We start from the raw sequence: 21,474 nt of genomic DNA, 5'->3' as shown, positions 1-21,474 counted from the left end.
TGACCATCGAGACCCTCGTCACAATCGGCGTCTTCGCCCCGCTGCTGGGCGCAGTCATCGCCGGCTTCTTCGGCCGCCGCATCGGCAACATCGCCTCACAGGCGGTGACCACAGGCCTGCTATTCGTGTCGTGCATCATCGCCTGGGTGGTGTTCGGCCAGCACACCTGGGGGCACATGGAGGCCTTCACGGTTGAGCTGTTCCCCTTCATCAATGTGGGCGATTTCCAGTCGACCTGGTCGGTGCGGGTGGACGCCCTGTCGGCGGTGATGCTGGTGGTGGTGACCTCGGTATCGTCGCTGGTGCACCTGTATTCCTGGGGTTACATGGCCGAGGACGACTCCCGGCCGCGCTTCTTCGCCTATCTGTCCCTGTTCACCTTCATGATGCTGGCGCTGGTGACGGCCGCCGACTTCATGCAGCTGTTCTTCGGCTGGGAAGGCGTGGGGCTGGCGTCCTATCTGCTGATCGGGTTCTGGTACAAGAAGCCGACCGCCAGCGCCGCCGCCATCAAGGCCTTCGTCGTCAACCGGGTGGGCGACTTCGGCTTCGTGCTGGGCATCATCACCGTGTTCTGGATGTTCGGCACCATCAAGTTCGCCGAGCTGTTCCCGCTGATCGCGGCCCAGTCGGGCGCGGGCTGGGACTTCATCGGCCAGCGCTGGTCGGCGCTGGATCTGGCGGCGTTCCTGCTGTTCATCGGCGCCATGGGCAAGTCGGCCCAGTTCTTCCTGCACACCTGGCTGCCCGACGCCATGGAGGGCCCGACGCCCGTGTCGGCGCTGATCCACGCCGCCACCATGGTGACGGCCGGCGTCTACATGGTCTGCCTGCTGTCGCCGATCTATGAGTACGCGCCGACCGCGTCGCTGATCGTGGCCATCATCGGCGGCATCACCGCCCTGTTCGCCGCCACCGTCGGTCTGGCGCAGAACGACATCAAGCGGGTCATCGCCTATTCGACCTGTTCGCAGCTGGGTTACATGTTCTTCGCGGCGGGCGTCGGCGCCTATCAGGCCGCCATGTTCCACCTGTTCACCCACGCCTTCTTCAAGGCGCTGCTGTTCCTGGGCGCGGGCTCGGTGATCCATGGCATGCACCACGAGCAGGACATGCGGAACATGGGCGGGCTGGCCAGGCTGCTGCCCATCACCTACGGCGCGATGATGATCGGCACCATCGCCATCACCGGCCTCGGCATTCCCGAGCTGAAGTGGGGCTTCGCCGGCTTCTATTCCAAGGACTCGATCCTTGAGAGCGCCTTCGCCTCGGCGGACTACAGTCCCGCGGGCCTGTTCGTCTTCTTCATCGGCCTGTTCGCGGCCGGGCTGACGGCCTACTATTCGTGGCGTCTGATCTTCATGACCTTCCACAACAAGCCTGTGTGGAAGGACGCGCACGCGCCGGTCGAGCATCATCATGACGACCACGCGACGGACGCCCAGAAGGAAACCCACACCGAGCCGCTGATGGACGACGCCGTGGCCGCGCATACGGATGCGCACCATGACGCTCATCACGACGACCACGGCCACCATGGCCCGTTGAAGCCGCACGAGAGCCCGTGGACCATGCTGATCCCGCTGATCCTGCTGTCGATCGGCGCGGTGGCGGCTGGCTTTGTGTTCTACGACAACTTCGTGGGCCACCACGAGGCCGAGTTCTGGCGTGGGGCGATCTTCACCGCCGAAGCCAACCACGTGCTGCACGACAGTCACTATGTGCCGCGCTGGGTGCTGTGGGCCCCCGTGGTGCTGACCCTGCTGGGCACCTTCGTGGCGTTCTGGGTCTATGTGATGAAGGAAGGCATGGCCCGACGCATGGCCGAGCGGGGCAACATCCTGCACACCTTCTTCTACAACAAGTGGTTCTTCGACGAGCTGTACGACGTGATCTTCGTCAAGAGCGCCCGGGCCATCGGGGACTTCTTCTGGAAGGTGGGGGACGTGAAGATCATCGACGGCCTCGGCCCGAACGGCGCGGCATGGGCCTCGCTGAAATCGGCCGCCCGGCTGGCCAGGGTCCAGTCCGGCTATGTCTATCACTATGCGTTCGTGATGCTGCTGGGTGTGGCGGGTCTTCTCGCCTTCGCCATCGCGACGTGGGGAGCCTGAGCCCGTGCCCTACATCCTGAGCATCGTCACCTTCCTGCCGTTGGTCGGCGCCCTGGCCGTGCTGATCGCGCGCGTCATGGCCAGGTCCGAGGAAGCCGCCGCCGGTCCGGCCCGCTGGATCGCCCTGATCGCCAGCCTGGCCGTGCTGGCCGTCTCGGTCGTGCTGGTGGCCGGGTTCGATCCGTCGAACCCCGCCTATCAGTTCGTGGAGATGGTCCCCTGGTTCGCCGGGGCCAGCTATCACCTGGGTGTGGACGGGATCTCGATCCTGTTCGTGCTGCTGAGCGCGTTCCTGCTGCCCATCTGCATCATCGCCAGCTGGTCCTCCATCAAGGAGCGGGTGGCGGAGTACATGATCGCCTTCCTTATCCTGGAGACGCTGCTGATCGGCGTGTTCACGGCGCTGGATCTGTTCCTGTTCTACATCTTCTTCGAAGGCACCCTGGTGCCGATGTTCATCATCATCGGGGTGTGGGGTGGGGCGAACCGCATCTATGCGGCCTACAAGCTGTTCCTCTACACCCTGCTGGGATCGGTGCTGATGCTGGCGGCCATGCTGTACATGGCGACCACGGCCGGCACCTCCAGCATTCCCGAGCTGACCGCCTATGACTGGCCGGTCGGGGTGCAGACCTTCCTGTGGCTGGCCTTCTTCGCCTCGTTCGCGGTGAAGATGCCCATGTGGCCGGTGCACACCTGGTTGCCCGACGCCCACGTGCAGGCGCCGACGGCGGGGTCTGTGATCCTTGCGGGCATCCTGCTTAAGCTGGGCGGCTACGGCTTCATCCGCTTCAATCTGCCCATGTTCCCGGATGCGTCCGAGTACTTCACCCCGCTGGTGATGGTGCTATCCGTGATCGCCATCATCTACACCTCGCTGGTGGCTTTCCGTCAGACGGACATCAAGAAGCTGATCGCCTATTCGTCTGTGGCCCACATGGGCTTCGTGACCATGGGCATCTTCGCCGGCAACGATCAGGGAGTGCAGGGTGCGGTGTTCCAGATGATCAGCCACGGGCTGATCTCCTCGGCCCTCTTCCTGTGCGTGGGCGTGGTCTATGACCGGATGCACACCCGCGAGATCGCCTTCTACGGCGGCCTGACATCGCGCATGCCGTGGTTCGCGGCCATCTTCCTGATGTTCACTATGGCCAATGTGGGCCTGCCCGGCACCTCGGGCTTCATCGGTGAGGTGCTGACCATGGTCGGCGCCTATCAGGTCTCCACCTGGGCGGTGTTCGCCGCGGCCTCGGGCGTGATCCTGTCGGCGGTCTATGCGCTGACGCTGTACCGCAACGTCATGTTCGGCGAGATCACCAATCCGGCCCTGAAGGCCATCACCGACATCGACCGGCGCGAGTTGCTGGTCTTTGTGCCCCTCATCATCGGCACGATCTGGCTGGGCGTGTATCCCGCCGCCGTGCTGGACATCACCCAGGCTTCGGTCAGCGCGGTGACGACCGCCTATCAGACCTCGATCGGCGGATAAGACGACCATGTTCGACATCAATCTCGCCCTTCACATCGCCGCTCCCGAAGCCATTCTGGCCGTCGGGTCGATGGTCCTGCTGATGCTCGGCGCCTATGGCGGCGAGAAGCTGGGCCGGGTGGTCAGTCTGCTGGCCGTCGCCCTGCTGATCGGCGCTGCCGGCGTCGCCGCCAATGCGCCGCTGGGCATGGTCTTCAACGGGGCGTTCGTCTCGGACACCATGTCGGTCTACGCCAAGGTGGCCATCTATCTGGCCAGCGCCCTGGCCGTGGTGCTGGGCGACGGCTGGACGCGCCGCAACGGCATCGCCCGGTTCGAGTACCCGGTGCTGATCGTGCTGTCGGCGGTGGGCATGGGCATGATGGTGTCGGCGGGCGACCTGATGTCGCTGTACGTGGGCGTCGAGCTGCAATCGCTGGCCCTGTACGTGCTGGCCGCCTTCCACCGGGACGACGGCCGGGCGTCGGAGGCGGGCCTGAAGTATTTCGTGCTGGGCGCCCTGTCGTCGGGCCTGCTGCTGTATGGCTCCAGCCTGATCTACGGCTTCACCGGCTCCATGCGCTTCGACGAGATCGCGGCGGTGGCTGCGGGCGGCGCCGGGCCCGGCCTGATCTTCGGCCTTGTGTTCCTGATCTGCGGCCTGGCCTTCAAGGTGTCGGCCGCACCGTTCCACATGTGGACGCCCGACGTCTATGAGGGCGCGCCCACCCCGGTCGTGGCCTTCTTCGCCACGGCGCCCAAGTTCGCGGCCATGGTGCTGTTCGCCCGCGCCCTGTCCGAAGGCTTCGGCGGCGCCCACGACCAGTGGGCCCAGGTGCTGGTGATCATCTCGCTGATCTCGTTCGCCGTGGGCGCCTTCGGCGGTCTGGCCCAGCGGGACATCCCGCGGCTGCTGGCCTATTCGTCCATCGCCAACATCGGCTATGCGCTGCTGGCCATCACGGCGGGGACGCAGGCGGGGCTGCAGGCCCTGCTGCTGTTCATGACCTTCTACATGGTCGACACCCTGGGCTTCTTCGCCCTGCTGATGGCCCTGTCGCGCAGCGGTCGTCCGATCCGCCGCATCGCCGACCTGGCGGGCCTGCGCAAGGACAAGCCGGTCACCACCATCGCCATCACGGTGCTGTCCCTGTCGGTGCTGGGCATGCCGCCCTTCGCCGGGTTCTGGGGCAAGTTCTATGTGTTCGGCGCGGCGCTGCAGGCGGGTTACTGGATCGTGGCGGCGCTGGGTCTTGTGGCCTCGGTCGTGGCGGCCTTCTACTACCTGCGCATCATCAAGGTGATGTGGTTCGACGCGCCGCCGGAAGGCGAGGGGGCGGTGGATCCGTCGCCAAGGGACGCCCAGTGGATCGGCTGGGCCGCTGCGGCCTTCTCGTTCCCGCTGGTGCTGATTGCCCTGACCTGGCTCGAGCCGCTGGCCCGCAACGCCGCCACCAGCTTCGGGGCCGGCTGATTGGCCGAGGCCGCCCCGCGCCTGATCCTCGACGAAGCGGACTCCACCAACGCCGAGGCCCGGCGCATGGCCGAGCGCGGCGAGACCGGGCCGCTGTGGATCGTGGCGCGGCGCCAGTCGGCGGGCCGGGGACGGCGCGGCCGGGTCTGGTCCAGCGAGACCGGCAATCTGGCTGCGACCCTGCTGACCGTGGTTCACCGCCCGCCCGCCGAGGCGGCGCAACTGACCTTCGTGGCGGCCCTGGCCGCGGCGGACCTGCTGGACGTTTATGCGCCGCCGGCCCTGGTTAGCATCAAATGGCCCAATGACGTGATGCTGGACGGAAAGAAAGCCAGCGGCATCCTGCTGGAATCCGGCGCTCACGACAGCGGCGGCCTGTGGCTGGCGGTCGGCATCGGGGTCAATCTGGTCCATGCACCGGGCGACACCGAGCGGCCCGCCACGGCGCTGGCCGACCACCTGCGCGGGGACGTGGCGGCGCCGCCGTCCATCGAACGGGCCGCGGAGCATCTGGCGGACGCCTTCGCCGTGTGGATGGAGCGCTGGACGAGCATGGGCTTCCAGCCGGTGCTGGACGCCTGGGCGGCGCGGACGCCGGGGCTGGATGGGCCCTGCACCGCGCGACTGGGCCATGAGACGGTCAGCGGCCGGGCCGAGGGCGTCGAGCCGGACGGGGCGCTGCGCCTGCGCTTGCCCTCGGGCGAACTGCGGCGCATTTCGGCGGGCGACGTGTTCTTCGGGGAGGCGGCCTGATGCTTCTGGCCATCGAGCAAGGCAACACCAACACCCTGTTCGCGGTGCATGACGGGACCGAATGGATCGCCCAGTGGCGCACGGCCACCGAGTCCACCCGCACCGCCGACGAATACGCTGTCTGGCTGAGCCAGCTGCTGTCCATGCGCGACCTGAAGATCGCGGTGCTGGACGGCTGCATCATCTCCAGCGTGGTGCCCCAGTCGATCTTCAACCTGAAGAACCTGTCGCGCCGCTATCTGGGCGTCGAGCCGCTGGTGATCGGGGACAATGTGGAGCTGGGCATTCCGGTGCGCATCACCAAGCCCAGCGAGGCGGGGGCCGACCGGCTGGTCAACGCCATCGGGGCCCATTTGAAATATTCCGGCGACCTGATCGTCATCGACTCCGGCACCGCCACCACCTTCGACGTCATCGCCGCCGACGGCGCGTTCGAGGGCGGGGTGATCGCGCCGGGCATCAACCTCAGCCTTCAGGCCCTGCACGAGGCGGCGGCCATGCTGCCGCGCATCGCCATCCAGAAGCCTGACCGGGTCATCGGCAAGGACACCGTGTCCAACATGCAGTCCGGCGTGTTCTGGGGCTATGTCTCGCTGATCGAGGGCATGGTGGCGCGCATGAAGGCCGAATGGGCGAAACCCATGACCGTCATCGGAACCGGCGGCGTAGCCAGCCTGTTCGAAGGCGCAACCGACAGCATCGATCACTTCGACGCGGATCTGACCATCCGCGGCCTTCTGGAAATCTGGCGTCGCAACGCCCATCTGAAAACGACATGAAAAAATCAAATCAAGACGAACTGGTCTTCCTGCCGCTCGGCGGTTCCGGAGAGATCGGCATGAACCTCAACGCCTACGGCTTCGGCCCGGCGCATGACCGCAAGTGGATCATCGTCGATGTGGGCGTGACCTTCGGCGACCTGTCGACGCCCGGCGTCGACATCATCGTGCCCGATCCCGAAGCCCTGAAGGGCGAGAAGATTCTCGGCATCCTGCTGACCCATGCCCATGAGGACCACATCGGCGCCCTGGGCTGGCTGTGGCCGCGCATCCAGGCGCCGCTCTACGCCACGCCGTTCACGGCCTATCTGATCCGCGACAAGCTGCGCGAGCAGAACCTGTTGCAGGAAGCCAAGCTGCACGAGGTGCCGCTGGGCGGTACGATCAATCTGGGGCCGTTCGAGTGCGAATTCGTCACCATGACGCACTCCATCGCCGAGCCGAACGGCATCGCCATCAAGACCCCGCTGGGCACGGTGCTGCACACCGGCGACTGGAAGATTGATGACACCCCCGTCGTCGGCGCACGCACGGACGGCACGGCCCTGAACCGTCTGGGTGACGCAGGCGTGCTGGCCATGGTGGGCGATTCCACCAATGTCTTCGTCGACGGCGTGGCGGGTTCGGAAGGGGATGTGGCCGGGGCGCTGGCCGAGCTGATCAAGCCCCTGCGCGGACGCGTGGCCGTGGGCTGTTTCGCCTCCAATGTGGCGCGGGTCCACAGCGTCGCGATGGCCGCCAAGGCGGCGGGCCGGCGCGTGGTGCTGGCCGGGCGGTCGATGCACCGCATCACCGCAGCGGCCAAGCACGTGGGCCTGCTGGGCGACCTGCCGCCCTTTCTGACGGACGACGAGGCCCGCGTCTGGCCGGCCGAGGAAATCCTGTACCTGTGCACCGGCAGCCAGGGCGAGGCGCGCGCGGCCCTGTCGCGCGTCGCGGACGGCACCCACCCCCTGATCAAGCTGGGGTCGGGCGACCACTGCATCTTCTCGTCACGGGTCATCCCCGGCAACGAACTGGCCATCGGCGATCTGCAGGACCGTCTCGCGGACCGGGGCGTGCGGCTCTACACCGAGAAGGACCACCCCGGCATCCACGTGTCCGGCCACCCGTGCCGCGATGAGCTGAGACAGATGTACGACTGGGTACGCCCGCGCATCGCGGTGCCCACCCACGGCATGCGCCGCCATCTGATGGAACACGCCAACCTGGCCAAGGACATGGGGGTCCCCGAGGCAGTGACGCCCCGCAACGGCGATCTGGTGCGTCTGGCCCCCGGTCCGGCCGCGATTATCGACGAGGTCCCCTCCGGCCGCCTTTATGTGGACGGCGGCATGCTGGTGACCGAGGCGGGCGAAGCGATCCGCGAACGCCGCCACGCCGCAGGCAACGGCGTGCTGGTGGTCAGCTTCGTGCTGGACAAGGGCGGCCGCATCGTCAGCGACATCGACGTGCGCGGCATCGGCTTGCCGGGCGATGAGGGCACGCCGCTGGGCGATGCGCTGGATGGCCTGGCCGAACGGGTCGAGGACGTGGTGCGCGGCCTCAAGGGCGAGGCGCTTCAGGACGAGCTGGTGGTCGAACAGGCCGTGGCCCGCGCGCTGAAGAAGGCCAGTCAGCAGATCTGGGACCGCCGCCCCATCGTGGAAACCATCGTCCTGCGGCTGTAGGCTTCGCTGAGCCTGCGCGGAGCGCCCCATGCCGGACTTTCGCCAGATCCCTGTTCGCTGTCGTGAGCAGGGCCAGCGCGCGCTGGAGCGGGTGCGGCATGCCCGCCATCCGCTGCATGGCTGGCGGCGCTGGGCGGTTATCGCCATTCAGGCGGCGGTCGGGCTGTTGCTGCTCTTCGCCCTGGTGAACCTGGCCTTGTGGTTTTCCATAGATCGCCCCGGTGGCCCGGTCCGTCAGGCGCTGTGGGAGGCGGAGGCGCTGTTCTACAGTCCGCTGGACGGCGACCAGGCGCCGGATCACGCCTTCACCGCCCTGTACGGCGACGTCCTGGGCGCCGATCCCGACGCGACCGCTATTCGCACCTACTTTGAAGCTCAGGTTCGGCGCGAGCAGTTCGTGCTGGAGCACGTGATGGTTCAGCGCATGCTGACCGTCAACGGCGGGCTGGACGCGAGGGTGTTTCCGACCGGAGTCTACGTTGGACTGCGCGCCATAGGACCGGACGAGGCGCCCATGGTCTATGTCACCCGGCATCTCGCGCACTTCATGTTCTTTCCCAGGCACGCCTACATTCTGGTGGTGCCCGAGCACGGTGAGGCCAGGGCCTTTTCGGCCAGCGTCAACGACAAGCTGGGAGACGACGTCGACAATCCCGATCACCTGCGCGCGACGCTTCAGGCCTACGATATGGACGCCTATGATTTCCCGGCTTCAGGGCAGGCCATCCATCTGATGATTCGCATCTCCGATGAGGTGGCGAGTGATGCTCTGGAGCGTCTGGAGACGGCAGTGGAGCGGCTTGAGGAGGCTCAGGTCACCTATGGTGTGCTGGCGCCGAACTCCAACACGGTCATAGGGTGTCTGCTGGAGGACGCGGACGTTATGACCCGCGCGGAACGGTCTGGCGCGCTTCTGGCCCTACGGGCGCCCGGGCTCGGTGCGGACTGCGTTTGACGGTGGACAGGGGCGGGCTTTGCGCCCAGCCTGAACCTCCAGAGGGAGATTATCATGAGCGCCAGGGTTCGCATCGCGCTTCTTGCCGGGTTTCTGGCCGTCGCCGCCTGTGACCGGCCCGAACGGATCGAGGCCAATGAGGCCGTCCCCGCGGCCGATCCAGTGCCGGCGGCCGCGCCAGAGGCCCTGACGCCCGAGGGGCTGGTGCGGGCCCTGTACATGGAGCCGACCATCCCCACCGCCGGCCCCCACGTGCGGCTGTACTTCGCCGAAGCGCTGGTGGACGGGCTGTCGGGCGAGGAGGGGATCGGCTTCGACTATCGCCTCGACGCCCAGGACGGGGTCATCACGGATCTGGTGGTCGAGGAGACCGCATCCGGCCCCGAGGGGTCGGCCATCGTGGCGCGCTTTAACCGCGCCGGGCGGCCGGTTTCCATGGCCTATGACCTGTGTCGCCGCGAGAATGGCGAATGGCGGATCACAGACGTGCGCAGCGTCCAGAACGACTGGAACCTGCTGGATCTCGCAGGTGCGGATGCGGGCGAGGATGCGTCGTCGCAGCCCGCGTGCTGAGCCTCGCCCCGGCCCGCCAAACCGGCTAAGCCAAGGCCATGATCGGACGACTGAACCATGTGGGGGTGGCCACGCCCTCTATCGAATCCTCAGTGGCCATGTATCGGGACGTGCTGGGGGCCACGCGTGCGGGGGAACCGTTCGACCTGCCAGCGCAGGGGGTGCGGGTCTGCTTCATCGACCTGCCCAACAGCCAGATCGAACTGATCGAGCCGCTGGGCGATGAGTCGCCGATCCACGGCTTTCTGGCGAAGACCCCCAGGGGCGGCCAGCACCACGTCTGCTACGAGGTCGAGGACATCATCGCCGCCCGCGACGCCCTGCGCGCCAGGGGGGCGACCATTCTGGGCACCGGTGAACCGCGCATCGGCGCCCATGGCACGCCCATCATCTTCGTGCATCCGAAAGACATGGGCGGGGTGCTGGTGGAGCTGATGGAAACCTCGAAGGAGCCGCACCGATGATCGGACCAACCACGGCCATCGCCATCTATTTCGTAGTCTGGTGGACCGTGCTGTTCGCCGTTCTGCCGCTGGGCATGAGCCAGGGGCCTCGCGAACGTCAGACCGACGGCGGCGACTGGGGGGCGCCGGTCAATCCGAACCTGAAGAAGAAGTTCATCACAACGACCTGGATTTCGGCCATCGTCTGGGTTGTGATCATGGTGATCATCTTCACGGGCATTCTGCCCCTTCCGGAGATACCGGGCCCGCGTTGATTGTCCCCAGGGACGGAACCGAGTCGACTTTGATTGCCTATCCCCCGGCGCCCCGGCTAAAGGCGTAAGGCTCAGTTTCAAACGGATTCCCGATGCGTCTTTCGCGCTACTTCCTGCCCACCCTCAAGGAGACGCCCTCCGAGGCCCAGATCGTCTCGCACCGGCTGATGCTGCGCGCCGGACTGATCCGGCAGGAGGCGGCTGGAATCTACGCCTGGCTGCCGCTGGGCCTGCGGGTGCTCAAGAAGATCGAGCAGATCGTGCGCGAGGAGCAGGAGCGGGCGGGCGCCGTCGAGATCCTGATGCCGACGATCCAGCTGGCCGACCTGTGGCGCGAGTCCGGCCGTTATGACGCCTATGGCCCCGAGATGCTGCGCATCGTCGACCGGCACAAGCGCGACATGCTGTACGGGCCCACGGCCGAGGAGGTGGTCACCGACATCTTCCGCGGGTTCGTGAAGAGCTATCGCGACCTGCCGCTGAACCTGTTCAACATCCAGTGGAAGTTCCGCGACGAGCAGCGGCCCCGGTTCGGCGTTATGCGCGGGCGCGAGTTCCTGATGAAGGATGCCTATTCCTTCGACGTGGACGAGGCGGCGGCGCGGCGCTCCTACAACCGCATGTTCGTGGCCTATCTGAACACCTTCGCGCGGCTGGGCCTGAAGGCCGTTCCCATGCGCGCCGACACGGGGCCCATCGGCGGCGACCTGAGCCACGAGTTCATCATCCTGGCCGACACGGGCGAAAGCCAGGTGTTCTGCGACCGCCGTCTGGTGGACATGCCGGCGCCCGGCCCGGACGTGGACTGGGACGACCTTCAGTCAATCGTTGATCAGCGAACTGCGCTTTATGCCGCCACCGACGAGATGCACGAGGCGGACCGTTTCGATGCCGAGGTGGGCGAGGGCGATCGCCTCACCGCGCGCGGCATCGAGGTGGGCCACATCTTCTATTTCGGGACCAAGTATTCCAAGCCCATGAAGGCCATCGTGGCCGGGCCGGACGGCAAGGACCTGCCCGTGCACATGGGCAGCTACGGCGTCGGCGTCTCGCGCCTGATCGGCGCCATCATCGAGGCCAGCCACGACGAGGCCGGCATCATCTGGCCCGAGGCCGTGGCCCCGTTCGACGTTGGCGTCATTAACCTGCGGCCCAATGACGAGGCGGTTTCGGCTGCCTGCGAGGACGCCTGGGCGAAGCTGAAGGCGGCCGGCAAGACGGTGCTGTACGATGACCGCGACGACCGGCCGGGGGGCAAATTCGCCACCGCCGATCTGATCGGTCTGCCGTGGCAGCTGATCATCGGGCCCAAGGGCCTGGCCGACGGGGTGGTGGAGCTGAAGCGCCGCGCCACGGGCGAACGCGAGACCCTGTCGCTGGATGCGGCTCTTCAGAAGCTGACCGCATGACCGACGCGACCGCCGGGAAGCCCGCCAAGCCCGCCGGGGCGTTCAGCGCCTGGGAGATCGGTCTGGCCCTTCGCTACCTGCGCGCCAAGCGCAAGGAGGGCGGGGTGGCGCTGATCGCCGTGATCAGCTTCATCGGCATCATGCTGGCCGTGGCGGTGCTGATCAGCGTCATGAGCATCATGTCCGGCTTCCGCACAGAGCTGTTGAACCGGATGCTGTCGTTCAACGGGCATATGTATGTGCATGGCCAGGTGCTGCAGGCGCCGGATCGCAATGAGGCCATCGACCGCATCCGCGCCGTGCCCGGGGTGGTCAGCGTCACGCCCCTGACCGAGTCCCCGGCCATGTTCACCGCCCACGGCCGCACGACCGGCGGGGTGGTGCGGGGCATCTCGGCCGACAATCTCGACTCCATGAGCTTCGTCTATCAGAGCCTGGACGAGGAGGCCCGCGCCCGCTTCGGTCAAGGCGCGTACGGCGGCGACAACATCCTGATCGGCCAAGCGCTGGCGGACCAGATGGGCCTGCGCATCGGCGACCTGATGACCCTGATTTCGCCGCAGGGCGGGGCCACCGCCTTCGGCGATCTGGGGACGTCCAAGACCTATGTGGTGGGGGGTATCTTCCAGTCTGGCGCGGCCGACTATGATCGCGCCTTCGTGTTCATGCCCCTGGAGCAGGCGCAGCTGTTCTTCGGCAAGGAAGGCCTGTGGGACGTTATCGAACTCAAGGTGGATCAGCCTGATCAGGTGGCCCGCTATGTCCAGCCGGTGGCCGAGGCGGCGGGGCAGGGTGCGATGGTCAGCGACTGGCGCAACACCATGGCGGCCTTCTGGAGCGCCCTGAAGATCGAGCGTGTGGCGATGGGCATCATCCTGGGCCTCGTGGTGGCGATTGCCGCCATGAACATCATTTCCGGCATCGTCATGCTGGTGAAGAACAAGGGCCGCGACATCGCCATCCTGCGCACCATCGGCGCCAGCCCCTCGTCGATCCTGCGCATCTTCTTCATGGCCGGAGCCACCATCGGCGTCGCGGGGACGCTGGCGGGCCTCGTCCTGGGGCTGCTGTTCTGCTGGAACATCGGGGCCATCCAGAGCTTCCTCGAGTGGATTCTGGGGGTCCAGCTGTTCCCGGCCGACGTCTATATGCTGGACGGGGTTCCGGCGCTGGTGGATCCGACGGACGTGTTCTGGGTCACGGTGTGGTCGCTGCTGATGTCCTGCGTGGCCAGCCTGCCGCCGTCGTGGAACGCCTCGCGCATCGATCCTGTTGAGGCCCTTCGCTATGAGTAGCCCCGTGCTGTCCCTGCGGGGCGTGACCCGCACCTATGACACCGCGCAAGGCGGGCTGCAGGTGTTGAAAGGCGTCGATCTGGACGTGTTTCCGGGCGAGGTGGTCGGCCTGATCGGGCCCTCGGGCTCGGGCAAGTCGTCGCTGCTGCACGCCGCCGGCCTGCTGGAGCGGCCCACCGATGGCCAGGTGATGATCGACGGTCAGGACGTGGGCGCCTTGCCGGAGCGGGCGCGCACCCGCATTCGCCTGGCCAAGGTGGGTTTCGTCTACCAGTTCCACCACCTGCTGCCCGAGTTCGACGCGGGCGACAACGTGGCCCTGCCCATGCGCATCAACGGGGTGTCGCACGCCGCCGCGCGGGTGCGGGCCTCAGAGCTGCTGACGGCCCTGGGTCTGGGCGAACGACTGACCCACCAGCCGGCCCAGCTGTCGGGCGGCGAGCAGCAGCGGGTCGCCGTGGCCCGGGCGCTGGCCAACCAGCCGCGCCTGCTGCTGGCCGACGAGCCCACCGGCAACCTGGACCCGGCCACCAGCCAGGCGGTGTTCGAATCCCTGCGCGAACTGGCCAAGACCACGGGCGTCGCCGCCCTGATCGCCACCCACAACATGGAGCTGGCCGGCCACATGGACCGGGTCTTCGCCCTGCGCGACGGGCATCTGGAAGAGCGCCCGGCGCAGAGCCAGGCCTACTGAAGCGCTACTTCTTGCCGGGGGGCGTGGTGAAGGGCGAGGCGCCGACGGTGATCGGGGGCTTGGTCTTCTCCGCCTTGGGTTTGCGGATTTCCTTGGTGCTGCGTTTCTGACCCTTGGCCATGGCGGGCTCTCCGTGCGCCGGGGACCGCCGGAAGGGCGGGGAAGGGCGTTGGCGGCATTATACATCAGGTCGGTGGGGCTGCCCGGGGAAAATCCGTGATTGACCGAAACAAAAACAGAACATAGAACATAGCCAGAACATCACTTCTGGGGATAAGGCATGACGCGTCTGGTTCGGGAATCGCTGTCTCTGGCATCGTGCGCCGGGGTCGTCTGGGTGGTCTGGCAGGTCGCTTTTCTGGTGACGTGACGCCGCCCCGGCCCATGAGTTTCGGAGCAAGGCGTGGCGCACGAGGCCGGTAACGGGTTCATTCATCTTCGGGTCAAGTCGGCCTATTCGCTGCTGGAAGGCGCGATCAAGGCTGGCAAGGTGGGCCAGCTGGCGGCCGGGCAGGGCATGCCCGCCGTGGGCGTTGCGGACCGAGCCAACCTGTTCGGGGCGCTGGAGTTCAGCCAGGCGGCGCGCGACGCCGGAGTTCAGCCGATCATCGCCTGCGCGCTGCCGGTGCTGGAGATCGGCGGGCGGATGAGCCAGCGCTGGGCCAAGACGCCCACAGTCGTCCTCATCGCCCAGAACGAGGCCGGCTGGCTGAACCTGTGCGCCCTTTCGTCGGCGGCGTATCTGGGCTCCATGGAGCTGGCCGAGCCGGGTGTGCCGTGGTCGCTGGTTGAGCAGCACGCCGAGGGTCTGATCCTTCTGTCCGGCGGGCCGGACGGACCGGTGGACTGCCTGTTCGCGGGGGGCAGGACAGCCGAGGCGCGCGCCGCGCTCGACGCCATGAAGGCGACCTTCGGCGACCGCTTCTATGTGGAGCTTCAGCGCCACGGCATGGACGCCGAAAAGGCCGCCGAGCCGGGGCTGGTGCGCTGGGCCTATGACAGCGACGTGCCGCTGGTGGCCACCAACGACGTCCATTACGCAGAGGCGCGGCAGGCGAAGTCCCACGACGCCCTGATGTGCATCGCCGACGGCGCCTTCGTTGGTCAGGACGACCGCCGCCGCGTCACCGGCCAGCACTGGTTCAAGCCCGCCGCCGACATGCGGGCCCTGTTCGCCGATCTGCCGGAGGCCTGCGACAACACCATCGAGATCGCGCGGCGCTGTGCGTTTCTGGTGTCGACCCGCGCACCGATCCTTCCCCGGTTCGACACCGGCGCGGGGCGCAACGAGGCTGATGAACTGGCCTACCAGGCGCGCGAGGGGCTGAAGGCGCGGCTGGACGGCCTGACGCTGGCGGCGCCGGAAGAGGAATACTGGACGCGGCTGGAGTGGGAAGTGTCCATCATCCAGCAGATGGGCTTCCCCGGCTACTTCCTGATCGTGTCGGACTTCATCAAATGGGCCAAGGCCCACGGCATCCCCGTGGGGCCGGGCCGGGGTTCGGGCGCCGGGTCGCTGGTGGCCTGGTCGCTGACCATCACCGACCTTGACCCTATCCGCTTCGGCCTGCTGTTCGAGCGGTTCCTGAACCCCGAGCGGGTGTCCATGCCCGACTTCGACATCGACTTCTGTCAGGAGCGGCGCGAAGAGGTCATCACCTACGTCCAGCAGCACTACGGCGCCGACCGGGTGGCCCAGATCATCACCTTCGGCACCCTGCAGGCGCGGGCCGTGCTGCGCGACGTGGGCCGGGTGCTGCAGATGCCGCTGGGGCAGGTGGATCGGCTGGCCAAGATGGTGCCGGCCAACCCCGCCAACCCGGTGACCCTGGCCCAGGCCATCGAGATCGAGCCGCGCCTGAAGGAGGCGCGCGCCGCCGAGGCGTCGGTGCGCCACCTGCTGGACACGGCGCTGGAGCTGGAAGGCTTGTACCGCAACGCCTCGACCCACGCGGCGGGCGTGGTCATCGCCGACCGGCCGCTGACCCAGCTGGTGCCGCTGTATCAGGATCCGCGGTCGGACATTCCCGCCACCCAGTTCAACATGAAGTGGGTCGAGCCTGCGGGTCTGGTGAAGTTCGACTTCCTCGGCCTGAAGACCCTGACCGTGCTGGACCGGGCGCGGGGATATCTGGAGCGGCGGGGCGCGGCGCAGGACTGGAGCCGCCTGCCGCTGGACGACGCCCGCACCTATGAGCTGATGGCCTCGGGTCAGACGGTGGGGGTGTTCCAGCTGGAATCCCAAGGCATGCGCGACACCCTGCGCAAGATGCGCTGCGGCTCCATCGAGGAGATCACCGCCCTGATCTCCCTGTATCGGCCGGGCCCGATGGAGATGATCGACACCTATATCGACCGCAAATTCGGGCGGGCCGAGGTGGATTATCTGCACCCCAGCCTGACCGAGGTGCTGACCGAGACCTACGGCGTCATCATCTACCAGGAGCAGGTGATGAAGATCGCCCAGATTCTGGCCGGATACAGCCTGGGCGAGGCCGACCTGCTGCGTCGGGCTATGGGCAAGAAGAAGAAGGAGGAGATGGACTTCCAGCGGGCGCGCTTCGCCAAGGGCGCGTCGGAAAAGGGAGTCCCGGAGGAGCAGTCAGGCGGCATCTTCGATCTGGTGGCCAAGTTCGCCGGCTATGGCTTCAACAAGTCGCACGCCGCCGCCTACGCCATGATCTCGTTCCAGACCGGCTGGCTGAAGGCCAACCATCCGGTGGAGTTCTTCGCCGCCTCCATGAGCCTGGATATCTCCAACACCGACAAGCTGGCGGTGTTCTATCAGGACGCGCGCCGCTTCGAGGTGCCGATCCGCTCGCCGGATATCAACGCCTCGTCGGCCGATTTCGACGTGGCCTTCGACGACGAGGGCAAGGGCGCGGTGCTCTATGCCCTGGGCGCCATCCGCAATGTGGGGCTGGAGGCCATGCGCCACGTGCAGGCCGTGCGGGACGAAGGCGGGCCGTTCGCCGACATCTTCGACTTCCTCGAGCGAGTCGATCCGCGCAGCGTCAACAAGCGGGCCTTGGAGAACCTTGCGCGGTCGGGCGCCTTCGACACCATCCACCCGAACCGGCGGCAGCTGTTTGATCAGGCCGACAAGCTGATGGCATATTGCCAGAGCGTCGCCGCCGAGCGCGCCTCGTCGCAGGTCAGCCTGTTCGGCGGGGATCAGGCGGGCGCCGCGCGGCCGCGTCTGGCGGCGGTGGAGCCGTGGGTGGGTCCGGAGAAGCTGGACGAGGAGTTGTCGGCCGTCGGCTTCTACCTGTCCGGCCACCCGCTGGAGGACATGGCCGAGGTGCTGAAGCGCCGCAAGCGCGTGACCTTCGTAGCCGAGGCCCTGGGTCTGGCCGAGGCGGGGCACGAGGCGTTCAACATGGCCGGAGTGGTGCGCCGCCGTCAGGAGCGCGCCAGCGCCCGGACGGGGGAAAAGTTCGCCTTCGTCACCTTCTCGGACCCCACCGGCGAGTTCGAATGCCTGTTCCCGCCCGAACAGCTGCGCAACTGCCGCGAGGTGCTGGAGCCCGGCGCCGCAGTGCTGGTGCGGGTGCGGGCCAAGGCGGCGGACGGGGAGGTGCGCTTCTTCGGCGATTCCGCCAGCCCGATCGACACGGCCATGGAACAGGCGGTCGTGGGCCTGCGCATCCATGTGTCGCCGCGCGCCTCCGAGCTGGAGGCCCTGCGCTCGCGGCTGGACCGCGCGGTCAGCGACCGGGGCGGGGAGGTGGTTCTGGTCGCCTCGCTGGAAGGCCGCACCGAGGTGGATATGAAGCTGCCCGGCCGTTACCGGCTGGACGCCTCGCTGCGCGGGGCGCTGAAGTCGGCGCCGGGCGTGGTGATGCTGGAGGATGCGTAAGGCCAATCCTCCCCCCATGGGGGAGGGGGACCGCGAAGCGGTGGAGGGGGTCGTTCCGCTTCACCAGTCCTGACGGCGGCACGCGCCAGCCGATCCGTTCATCAACCAACAAAAAAGGGGATGCGGAAGCACCCCCTCCACCATCCTTCGGATGGTCCCCCTCCCCCGATGGGGGAGGATTAGTGATACCGGCGCATGAGGCCGACCAGCTTGCCCTGGACCTCGACCTGGTCGGGGCCGAAGATACGGGTTTCGTAGGCGCGGTTGGCGGGCTCCAGGGCGATGGAGGCGCCCTTCTTTCTCAGGCGCTTGAGGGTGGCTTCCTCGCCTTCCACCAGAGCCACGACGATCTCGCCGGAGCTGGCCGTGTCGACGCGCTTGATGACCACCAGGTCGCCGTCGAGGATGCCGGCCTCGATCATGGAGTCGCCCTCGATCTCCAGCACATAGTGCTCCCCGGCGCCGAGCATGCTTTCGGGCACCATCAGGCGGTCGCGCTCGTGCTGGATGGCGGCGATGGGCGTGCCGGCGGCGATCTTGCCCAGCAAGGGCAGTTCGCGGGTGTCATTGGCGGGCTGGATGGCCGCGGGGCGGCCGGCGCCTTCGATCACCTGTGGCGTGAAGGCGGCGCGGCCGCGTGACGGGGCCGAGGCGGTGGCCTGTTCCGGCATCTTGAGCACTTCCAGCGCCCTCGCGCGGTGCGCGAGACGGCGGATGAAGCCACGCTCCTCCAGCGCCGTGATCAGCCGGTGAATGCCGGACTTGGACGCCAGATCCAGCGCCTCCTTCATCTCGTCGAACGAGGGCGAGACGCCCGTCTCCTTGATGCGTTCATGAATGAACATCAGGAGTTCGTGCTGCTTGCGCGTGAGCATCGGCGACTTTCCCCGCAGGCCGGCTCCGGGAATCACTCCGGGAACAAGCCGTGAACTGATGCCGATGTTCTGTAAGTGTTCTTCGTTAATGTCAACTTACCGACAGCAACGCTTTCGTCGCGGCCGTGACGTCGTCCTGACGCATCAGGCTCTCGCCCACGAGAATGGCGCGGGCCCGGGCGTTGGCCACGCGGGCCACGTCGGCAGACGTGAAGATGCCGCTTTCGGCCACCAGCAGGGCGTTGGACGGGCGCAGCAAGGCCAGCCGCTCGGTCGTTTCCAGATCGACCTCGAAGGTCCGCAGCGAGCGGTTGTTGATCCCCACCAGATCGGCCTTCAGCCCGCAGGCTCTCGCCATTTCGGCTTCGTCGTGGGTTTCGACCAGGACGTCCATGCCGAAGCGCGTCGCCTCGGCCATGAGTTCGGCGGCAAGGGTGTCGTCGATCATGGCCAGGATGACGAGGATACAATCGGCGCCGAGCGCCCGACTCTCGGCCACCTGCCACGGGTCGACCAGAAAGTCCTTGCGCAGACAGGGAAGGGGGGTGGCCTCGCGGGCGGCGCCCAGATAGGCGTCGTCTCCCTGAAAACTGGGGCCGTCGGTCAGCACCGACAGGCAGGCCGCGCCGCCGGCTTCGTACGCTTTCGCCAGCGCTGGCGGGTCGAAGTCCGGACGGATCAGGCCTTTTGACGGGCTGGCCTTCTTGATCTCGGCGATCAGGGCCGGACGGTCGGGCGCAGCCTTGTCCTCCAGCGCCTGACGAAAGCCGCGCGGGGGCGAGGCGGCCGCGGCCAGCGCCTCGATGCCGGCCTGGGAACGGGCGGCCTTGCGCGCCGCCACGTCCTCGCGCTTGTAGGCGGCGATGCGGTTCAGAACGTCGGTCACGCGGCGGCCTCTTCCTCGTTGGTGATGCGCACCAGAGCGTCGAGGGCGGCGCGGGCGCGTCCGTCGTAGATGGCGGCGGCGGCCAGGGCTGCGCCCTGCGCCAGGTCCTCGGCCCGGTCGCTGACGACAAGGGCTGCGGCGGCGTTCAGCAGCACGATGTCGCGGTAGGGACCGGCAGCGCCCTCCAGCAAGGAGGTCAGGGCGCGAGCGTTGTGGGGGCCGTCGCCGCCCATCAGGTCGCTCATGTCGGCTTCGGGCAGGCCGGCGTCGGCGGCGGTGACGGTGAAGCGGCGCACGGTCCCGTCCCGCCATTCGGCGATCTCGGTGGGCCCCGTGGTGGTCAGTTCGTCCAGACCCTGCCCATGCACGGTCCAGGCGCGCACCGCGCCCAGACGGCCCAGCACCTCGGCCAGCGGCTCCAGCAGGCGCGGATCATAGACGCCCATGACCTGCCGCCTTGCCGTCGCTGGGTTCGAAAGCGGGCCCAAGAGGTTGAAAACCGTGCGGAAGCCGATGTCGGCGCGCACCGGCGCCACGTGCTTCATGGCGCTGTGGTGGGCTGGGGCGAACAGGAAGGCGATGCCCGCTTCATCCAGAGCGCGGCGCTGCTGGGTAGGCGAAGCGGCGAGGTTGACGCCCAGCGCTGCCAGCACGTCGGATGAGCCGGATTTGGAGCTGACCGCCCGATTGCCGTGCTTGGCCACCTTCAGCCCCGCACCGGCCAGCACGAGGGCCGAGGCAGTGGAGATGTTGAAGGTGTGCAGGCCCGATCCGCCGGTGCCGCAGGTGTCGATCACCTCATAGGGCAGGTCCAGCTTCAGGGCGGCGGCGCGCATTTCCGTGGCGAAGGCGGCGATCTCCTCCACCGTCTCGCCGCGCAGGCGCAGGGCGGTGACGGCGGCGGCCATCTGGGCGGGGGTGGGCTCGCCGCGCAGGCAGGCGGCGAAGAATGCCCGGGCCTCTTCCGCCGTCAGGGCGCGGCCGTCAGCCAGTTTGGACAGGATGGGCTTGAAGGCGTCCGACATGGCTCAGGCGGCGGCCAGACGGCGCACGCCGGCGATGTCGAGGAAGTTGGCCAGCAGGTCGTGCCCGCGCTCGGTGGCGATGGATTCAGGGTGAAACTGGACCCCGTGGATCGGGCGGGTGCGGTGCGCCAGCCCCATGATCTCGCCGTCGGCGGTCCAGGCGGTGACCTCCAGCACGTCGGGCAGACTTTCGCGCTCAACCGCCAGGCTGTGATAGCGGGTGGCGGTGAAGGGATCGGGAAGGCCCCGGAACACGCTCGCGCCCTCATGGCGGATGGGCGAGGTCTTGCCGTGCATCAGCGTCTTGGCCCGGATCACCTTGCCGCCGAACGCCTGGCCCATGGCCTGATGGCCGAGACAGACGCCGAAGATGGGAAGGCTTTCAGGGGCGCGAGTCAGCACGTCCAGGCAGATGCCTGCCTGATCCGGCGCGCAGGGGCCGGGGGACAGCAGTACAGCGTCAGGGTTCAGCGCCAGCGCCTCGTCGGCGCTCATGTCGTCATTGCGGATGACGTGCGTGGGCGCGCCCAGTTCCGCCAGATAGTGGACCAGGTTGTAGGTGAAGCTGTCGTAGTTATCGACGACCAGGATCATGATCCGGCTGTTCTAGGCCGGGTGCGTCGCCTCGCCAAGGAGAATGCTCCTGTCCCGGAAAGGGAAAGCTAACGGGTGCGTCCTAGTCTCTGCGGGCAACAAGCGGAGAAGGGCCATGACCGAGGCCGACGCCATCGAACGTGCGCGTGACCTGCTGGGACCGCCTCCGGTCCGCGATCCGGCCATCGGCGCGCTGGGCGCGGCCCTGCTGGCGGCCGTGTCCGCCCTGATGATGGCCGGGGCGGTGATCGTGGGGCCAGGGTTTGAAGTGGATCCGTCCTCGCCGGGCGTGATGCGCGGCTTTGACTGAGTCTGGCCCGGCGCTTGCTGGAG

Annotated in this window: 20 protein-coding genes; 15 read left to right on the top strand and 5 right to left on the bottom strand. The window is 67.4% G+C overall.

The annotated features are described in order from the left end of the window. Window positions 1–5: 5 nt before the first annotated feature. The 13 genes from nuoL (at window position 6) to ACK4SE_RS06915 (ending at window position 13,902) form a co-directional block, all read left to right on the top strand. Window positions 6–2,114, top strand: coding sequence for an NADH-quinone oxidoreductase subunit L (nuoL, locus tag ACK4SE_RS06975; RefSeq protein WP_409690779.1), 2,109 nt, complete (start codon window positions 6–8; stop codon window positions 2,112–2,114). 4 nt (window positions 2,115–2,118) lie between these two features. Then, entirely contained in the window at window positions 2,119–3,603 is a 1,485-nt protein-coding gene (locus ACK4SE_RS06970) for an NADH-quinone oxidoreductase subunit M (protein WP_409690404.1), read from the top strand. A 7-nt stretch (window positions 3,604–3,610) separates the two neighbouring features. After that, window positions 3,611–5,056 (top strand): NADH-quinone oxidoreductase subunit NuoN, encoded by a 1,446-nt coding sequence (gene nuoN / locus ACK4SE_RS06965; protein WP_409690401.1) that lies wholly within the window; start codon window positions 3,611–3,613, stop codon window positions 5,054–5,056. Further along, window positions 5,057–5,809 carry a biotin--[acetyl-CoA-carboxylase] ligase gene (locus tag ACK4SE_RS06960; RefSeq protein WP_409690399.1) on the top strand — a complete coding sequence of 251 codons (753 nt, stop codon included), beginning with the start codon at window positions 5,057–5,059 and terminating at the stop codon, window positions 5,807–5,809. Further along, a complete protein-coding gene (locus ACK4SE_RS06955; protein WP_409690777.1) occupies window positions 5,806–6,588 on the top strand; it encodes a type III pantothenate kinase in 783 nt (260 codons plus the stop codon). The genes ACK4SE_RS06960 and ACK4SE_RS06955 overlap by 4 nt, the downstream gene beginning before the upstream one ends. Then, window positions 6,585–8,258, top strand: a complete 1,674-nt coding sequence (locus tag ACK4SE_RS06950) for a ribonuclease J (protein WP_409690397.1) — start codon at window positions 6,585–6,587, stop codon at window positions 8,256–8,258. Before ACK4SE_RS06955 ends, ACK4SE_RS06950 begins: the two co-directional genes overlap by 4 nt. 28 nt (window positions 8,259–8,286) lie before the next feature. Continuing rightward, window positions 8,287–9,213, top strand: a complete 927-nt coding sequence (locus ACK4SE_RS06945; protein WP_409690394.1) for a hypothetical protein — start codon at window positions 8,287–8,289, stop codon at window positions 9,211–9,213. Between the two features lie 54 nt (window positions 9,214–9,267). Continuing rightward, window positions 9,268–9,786 carry a hypothetical protein gene (locus ACK4SE_RS06940; protein WP_409690391.1) on the top strand — a complete coding sequence of 173 codons (519 nt, stop codon included), beginning with the start codon at window positions 9,268–9,270 and terminating at the stop codon, window positions 9,784–9,786. A gap of 38 nt (window positions 9,787–9,824) precedes the next feature. Next, window positions 9,825–10,250 carry a methylmalonyl-CoA epimerase gene (gene mce, locus ACK4SE_RS06935; RefSeq protein ID WP_409690389.1) on the top strand — a complete coding sequence of 142 codons (426 nt, stop codon included), beginning with the start codon at window positions 9,825–9,827 and terminating at the stop codon, window positions 10,248–10,250. Continuing rightward, window positions 10,247–10,504 carry a DUF1467 family protein gene (locus tag ACK4SE_RS06930; RefSeq protein ID WP_409690386.1) on the top strand — a complete coding sequence of 86 codons (258 nt, stop codon included), beginning with the start codon at window positions 10,247–10,249 and terminating at the stop codon, window positions 10,502–10,504. Before mce ends, ACK4SE_RS06930 begins: the two co-directional genes overlap by 4 nt. Before the next feature lie 92 nt (window positions 10,505–10,596). Continuing rightward, window positions 10,597–11,913 carry a proline--tRNA ligase gene (proS, locus tag ACK4SE_RS06925; protein WP_409690384.1) on the top strand — a complete coding sequence of 439 codons (1,317 nt, stop codon included), beginning with the start codon at window positions 10,597–10,599 and terminating at the stop codon, window positions 11,911–11,913. Continuing rightward, on the top strand, window positions 11,910–13,208 hold the full coding sequence (locus ACK4SE_RS06920; protein WP_409690381.1) for a lipoprotein-releasing ABC transporter permease subunit: 1,299 nt from the start codon (window positions 11,910–11,912) through the stop codon (window positions 13,206–13,208). Before proS ends, ACK4SE_RS06920 begins: the two co-directional genes overlap by 4 nt. Then, complete coding sequence (locus ACK4SE_RS06915) at window positions 13,201–13,902, top strand: ABC transporter ATP-binding protein (RefSeq protein WP_409690378.1); 702 nt, start codon at window positions 13,201–13,203, stop codon at window positions 13,900–13,902. The genes ACK4SE_RS06920 and ACK4SE_RS06915 overlap by 8 nt, the downstream gene beginning before the upstream one ends. A 4-nt stretch (window positions 13,903–13,906) precedes the next feature. Here the strand turns inward: ACK4SE_RS06915 and ACK4SE_RS06910 are convergent, their stop codons facing one another. Beyond that, a complete protein-coding gene (locus ACK4SE_RS06910) occupies window positions 13,907–14,023 on the bottom strand; it encodes a hypothetical protein (RefSeq protein ID WP_409690375.1) in 117 nt (38 codons plus the stop codon). 282 nt (window positions 14,024–14,305) lie between these two features. On the opposite strand from ACK4SE_RS06910, the gene dnaE reads away from it, so the two are divergent. Beyond that, window positions 14,306–17,761: a DNA polymerase III subunit alpha gene (gene dnaE / locus ACK4SE_RS06905; protein ID WP_409690372.1), complete on the top strand. Its 3,456-nt coding sequence runs from the start codon at window positions 14,306–14,308 to the stop codon at window positions 17,759–17,761. A 179-nt stretch (window positions 17,762–17,940) separates the two neighbouring features. Here the strand turns inward: dnaE and lexA are convergent, their stop codons facing one another. From lexA to ACK4SE_RS06885, 4 genes are all read right to left on the bottom strand, one after another. Continuing rightward, window positions 17,941–18,636, bottom strand: coding sequence for a transcriptional repressor LexA (lexA, locus tag ACK4SE_RS06900; protein WP_409690370.1), 696 nt, complete (start codon window positions 18,634–18,636; stop codon window positions 17,941–17,943). 91 nt (window positions 18,637–18,727) lie between these two features. Beyond that, window positions 18,728–19,522, bottom strand: coding sequence for an indole-3-glycerol phosphate synthase TrpC (gene trpC, locus ACK4SE_RS06895; protein ID WP_409690367.1), 795 nt, complete (start codon window positions 19,520–19,522; stop codon window positions 18,728–18,730). Continuing rightward, window positions 19,519–20,547 (bottom strand): anthranilate phosphoribosyltransferase, encoded by a 1,029-nt coding sequence (trpD, locus tag ACK4SE_RS06890; RefSeq protein WP_409690365.1) that lies wholly within the window; start codon window positions 20,545–20,547, stop codon window positions 19,519–19,521. The genes trpC and trpD overlap by 4 nt, the downstream gene beginning before the upstream one ends. A 3-nt stretch (window positions 20,548–20,550) precedes the next feature. Further along, window positions 20,551–21,141 (bottom strand): anthranilate synthase component II, encoded by a 591-nt coding sequence (locus ACK4SE_RS06885; RefSeq protein ID WP_409690362.1) that lies wholly within the window; start codon window positions 21,139–21,141, stop codon window positions 20,551–20,553. A gap of 115 nt (window positions 21,142–21,256) precedes the next feature. Between ACK4SE_RS06885 and ACK4SE_RS06880 the strand changes: the two genes are divergently transcribed. Then, window positions 21,257–21,451 carry a hypothetical protein gene (locus ACK4SE_RS06880; RefSeq protein ID WP_409690360.1) on the top strand — a complete coding sequence of 65 codons (195 nt, stop codon included), beginning with the start codon at window positions 21,257–21,259 and terminating at the stop codon, window positions 21,449–21,451. Window positions 21,452–21,474: the final 23 nt, after the last annotated feature.

The sequence above is a fragment of the Brevundimonas sp. genome, assembly GCF_046293315.1.
Lineage (GTDB): Bacteria > Pseudomonadota > Alphaproteobacteria > Caulobacterales > Caulobacteraceae > Brevundimonas.
The sequence above is the reverse complement of the archived record's forward strand: the minus strand, read 5'-3'. Positions and strand labels throughout refer to the sequence as shown.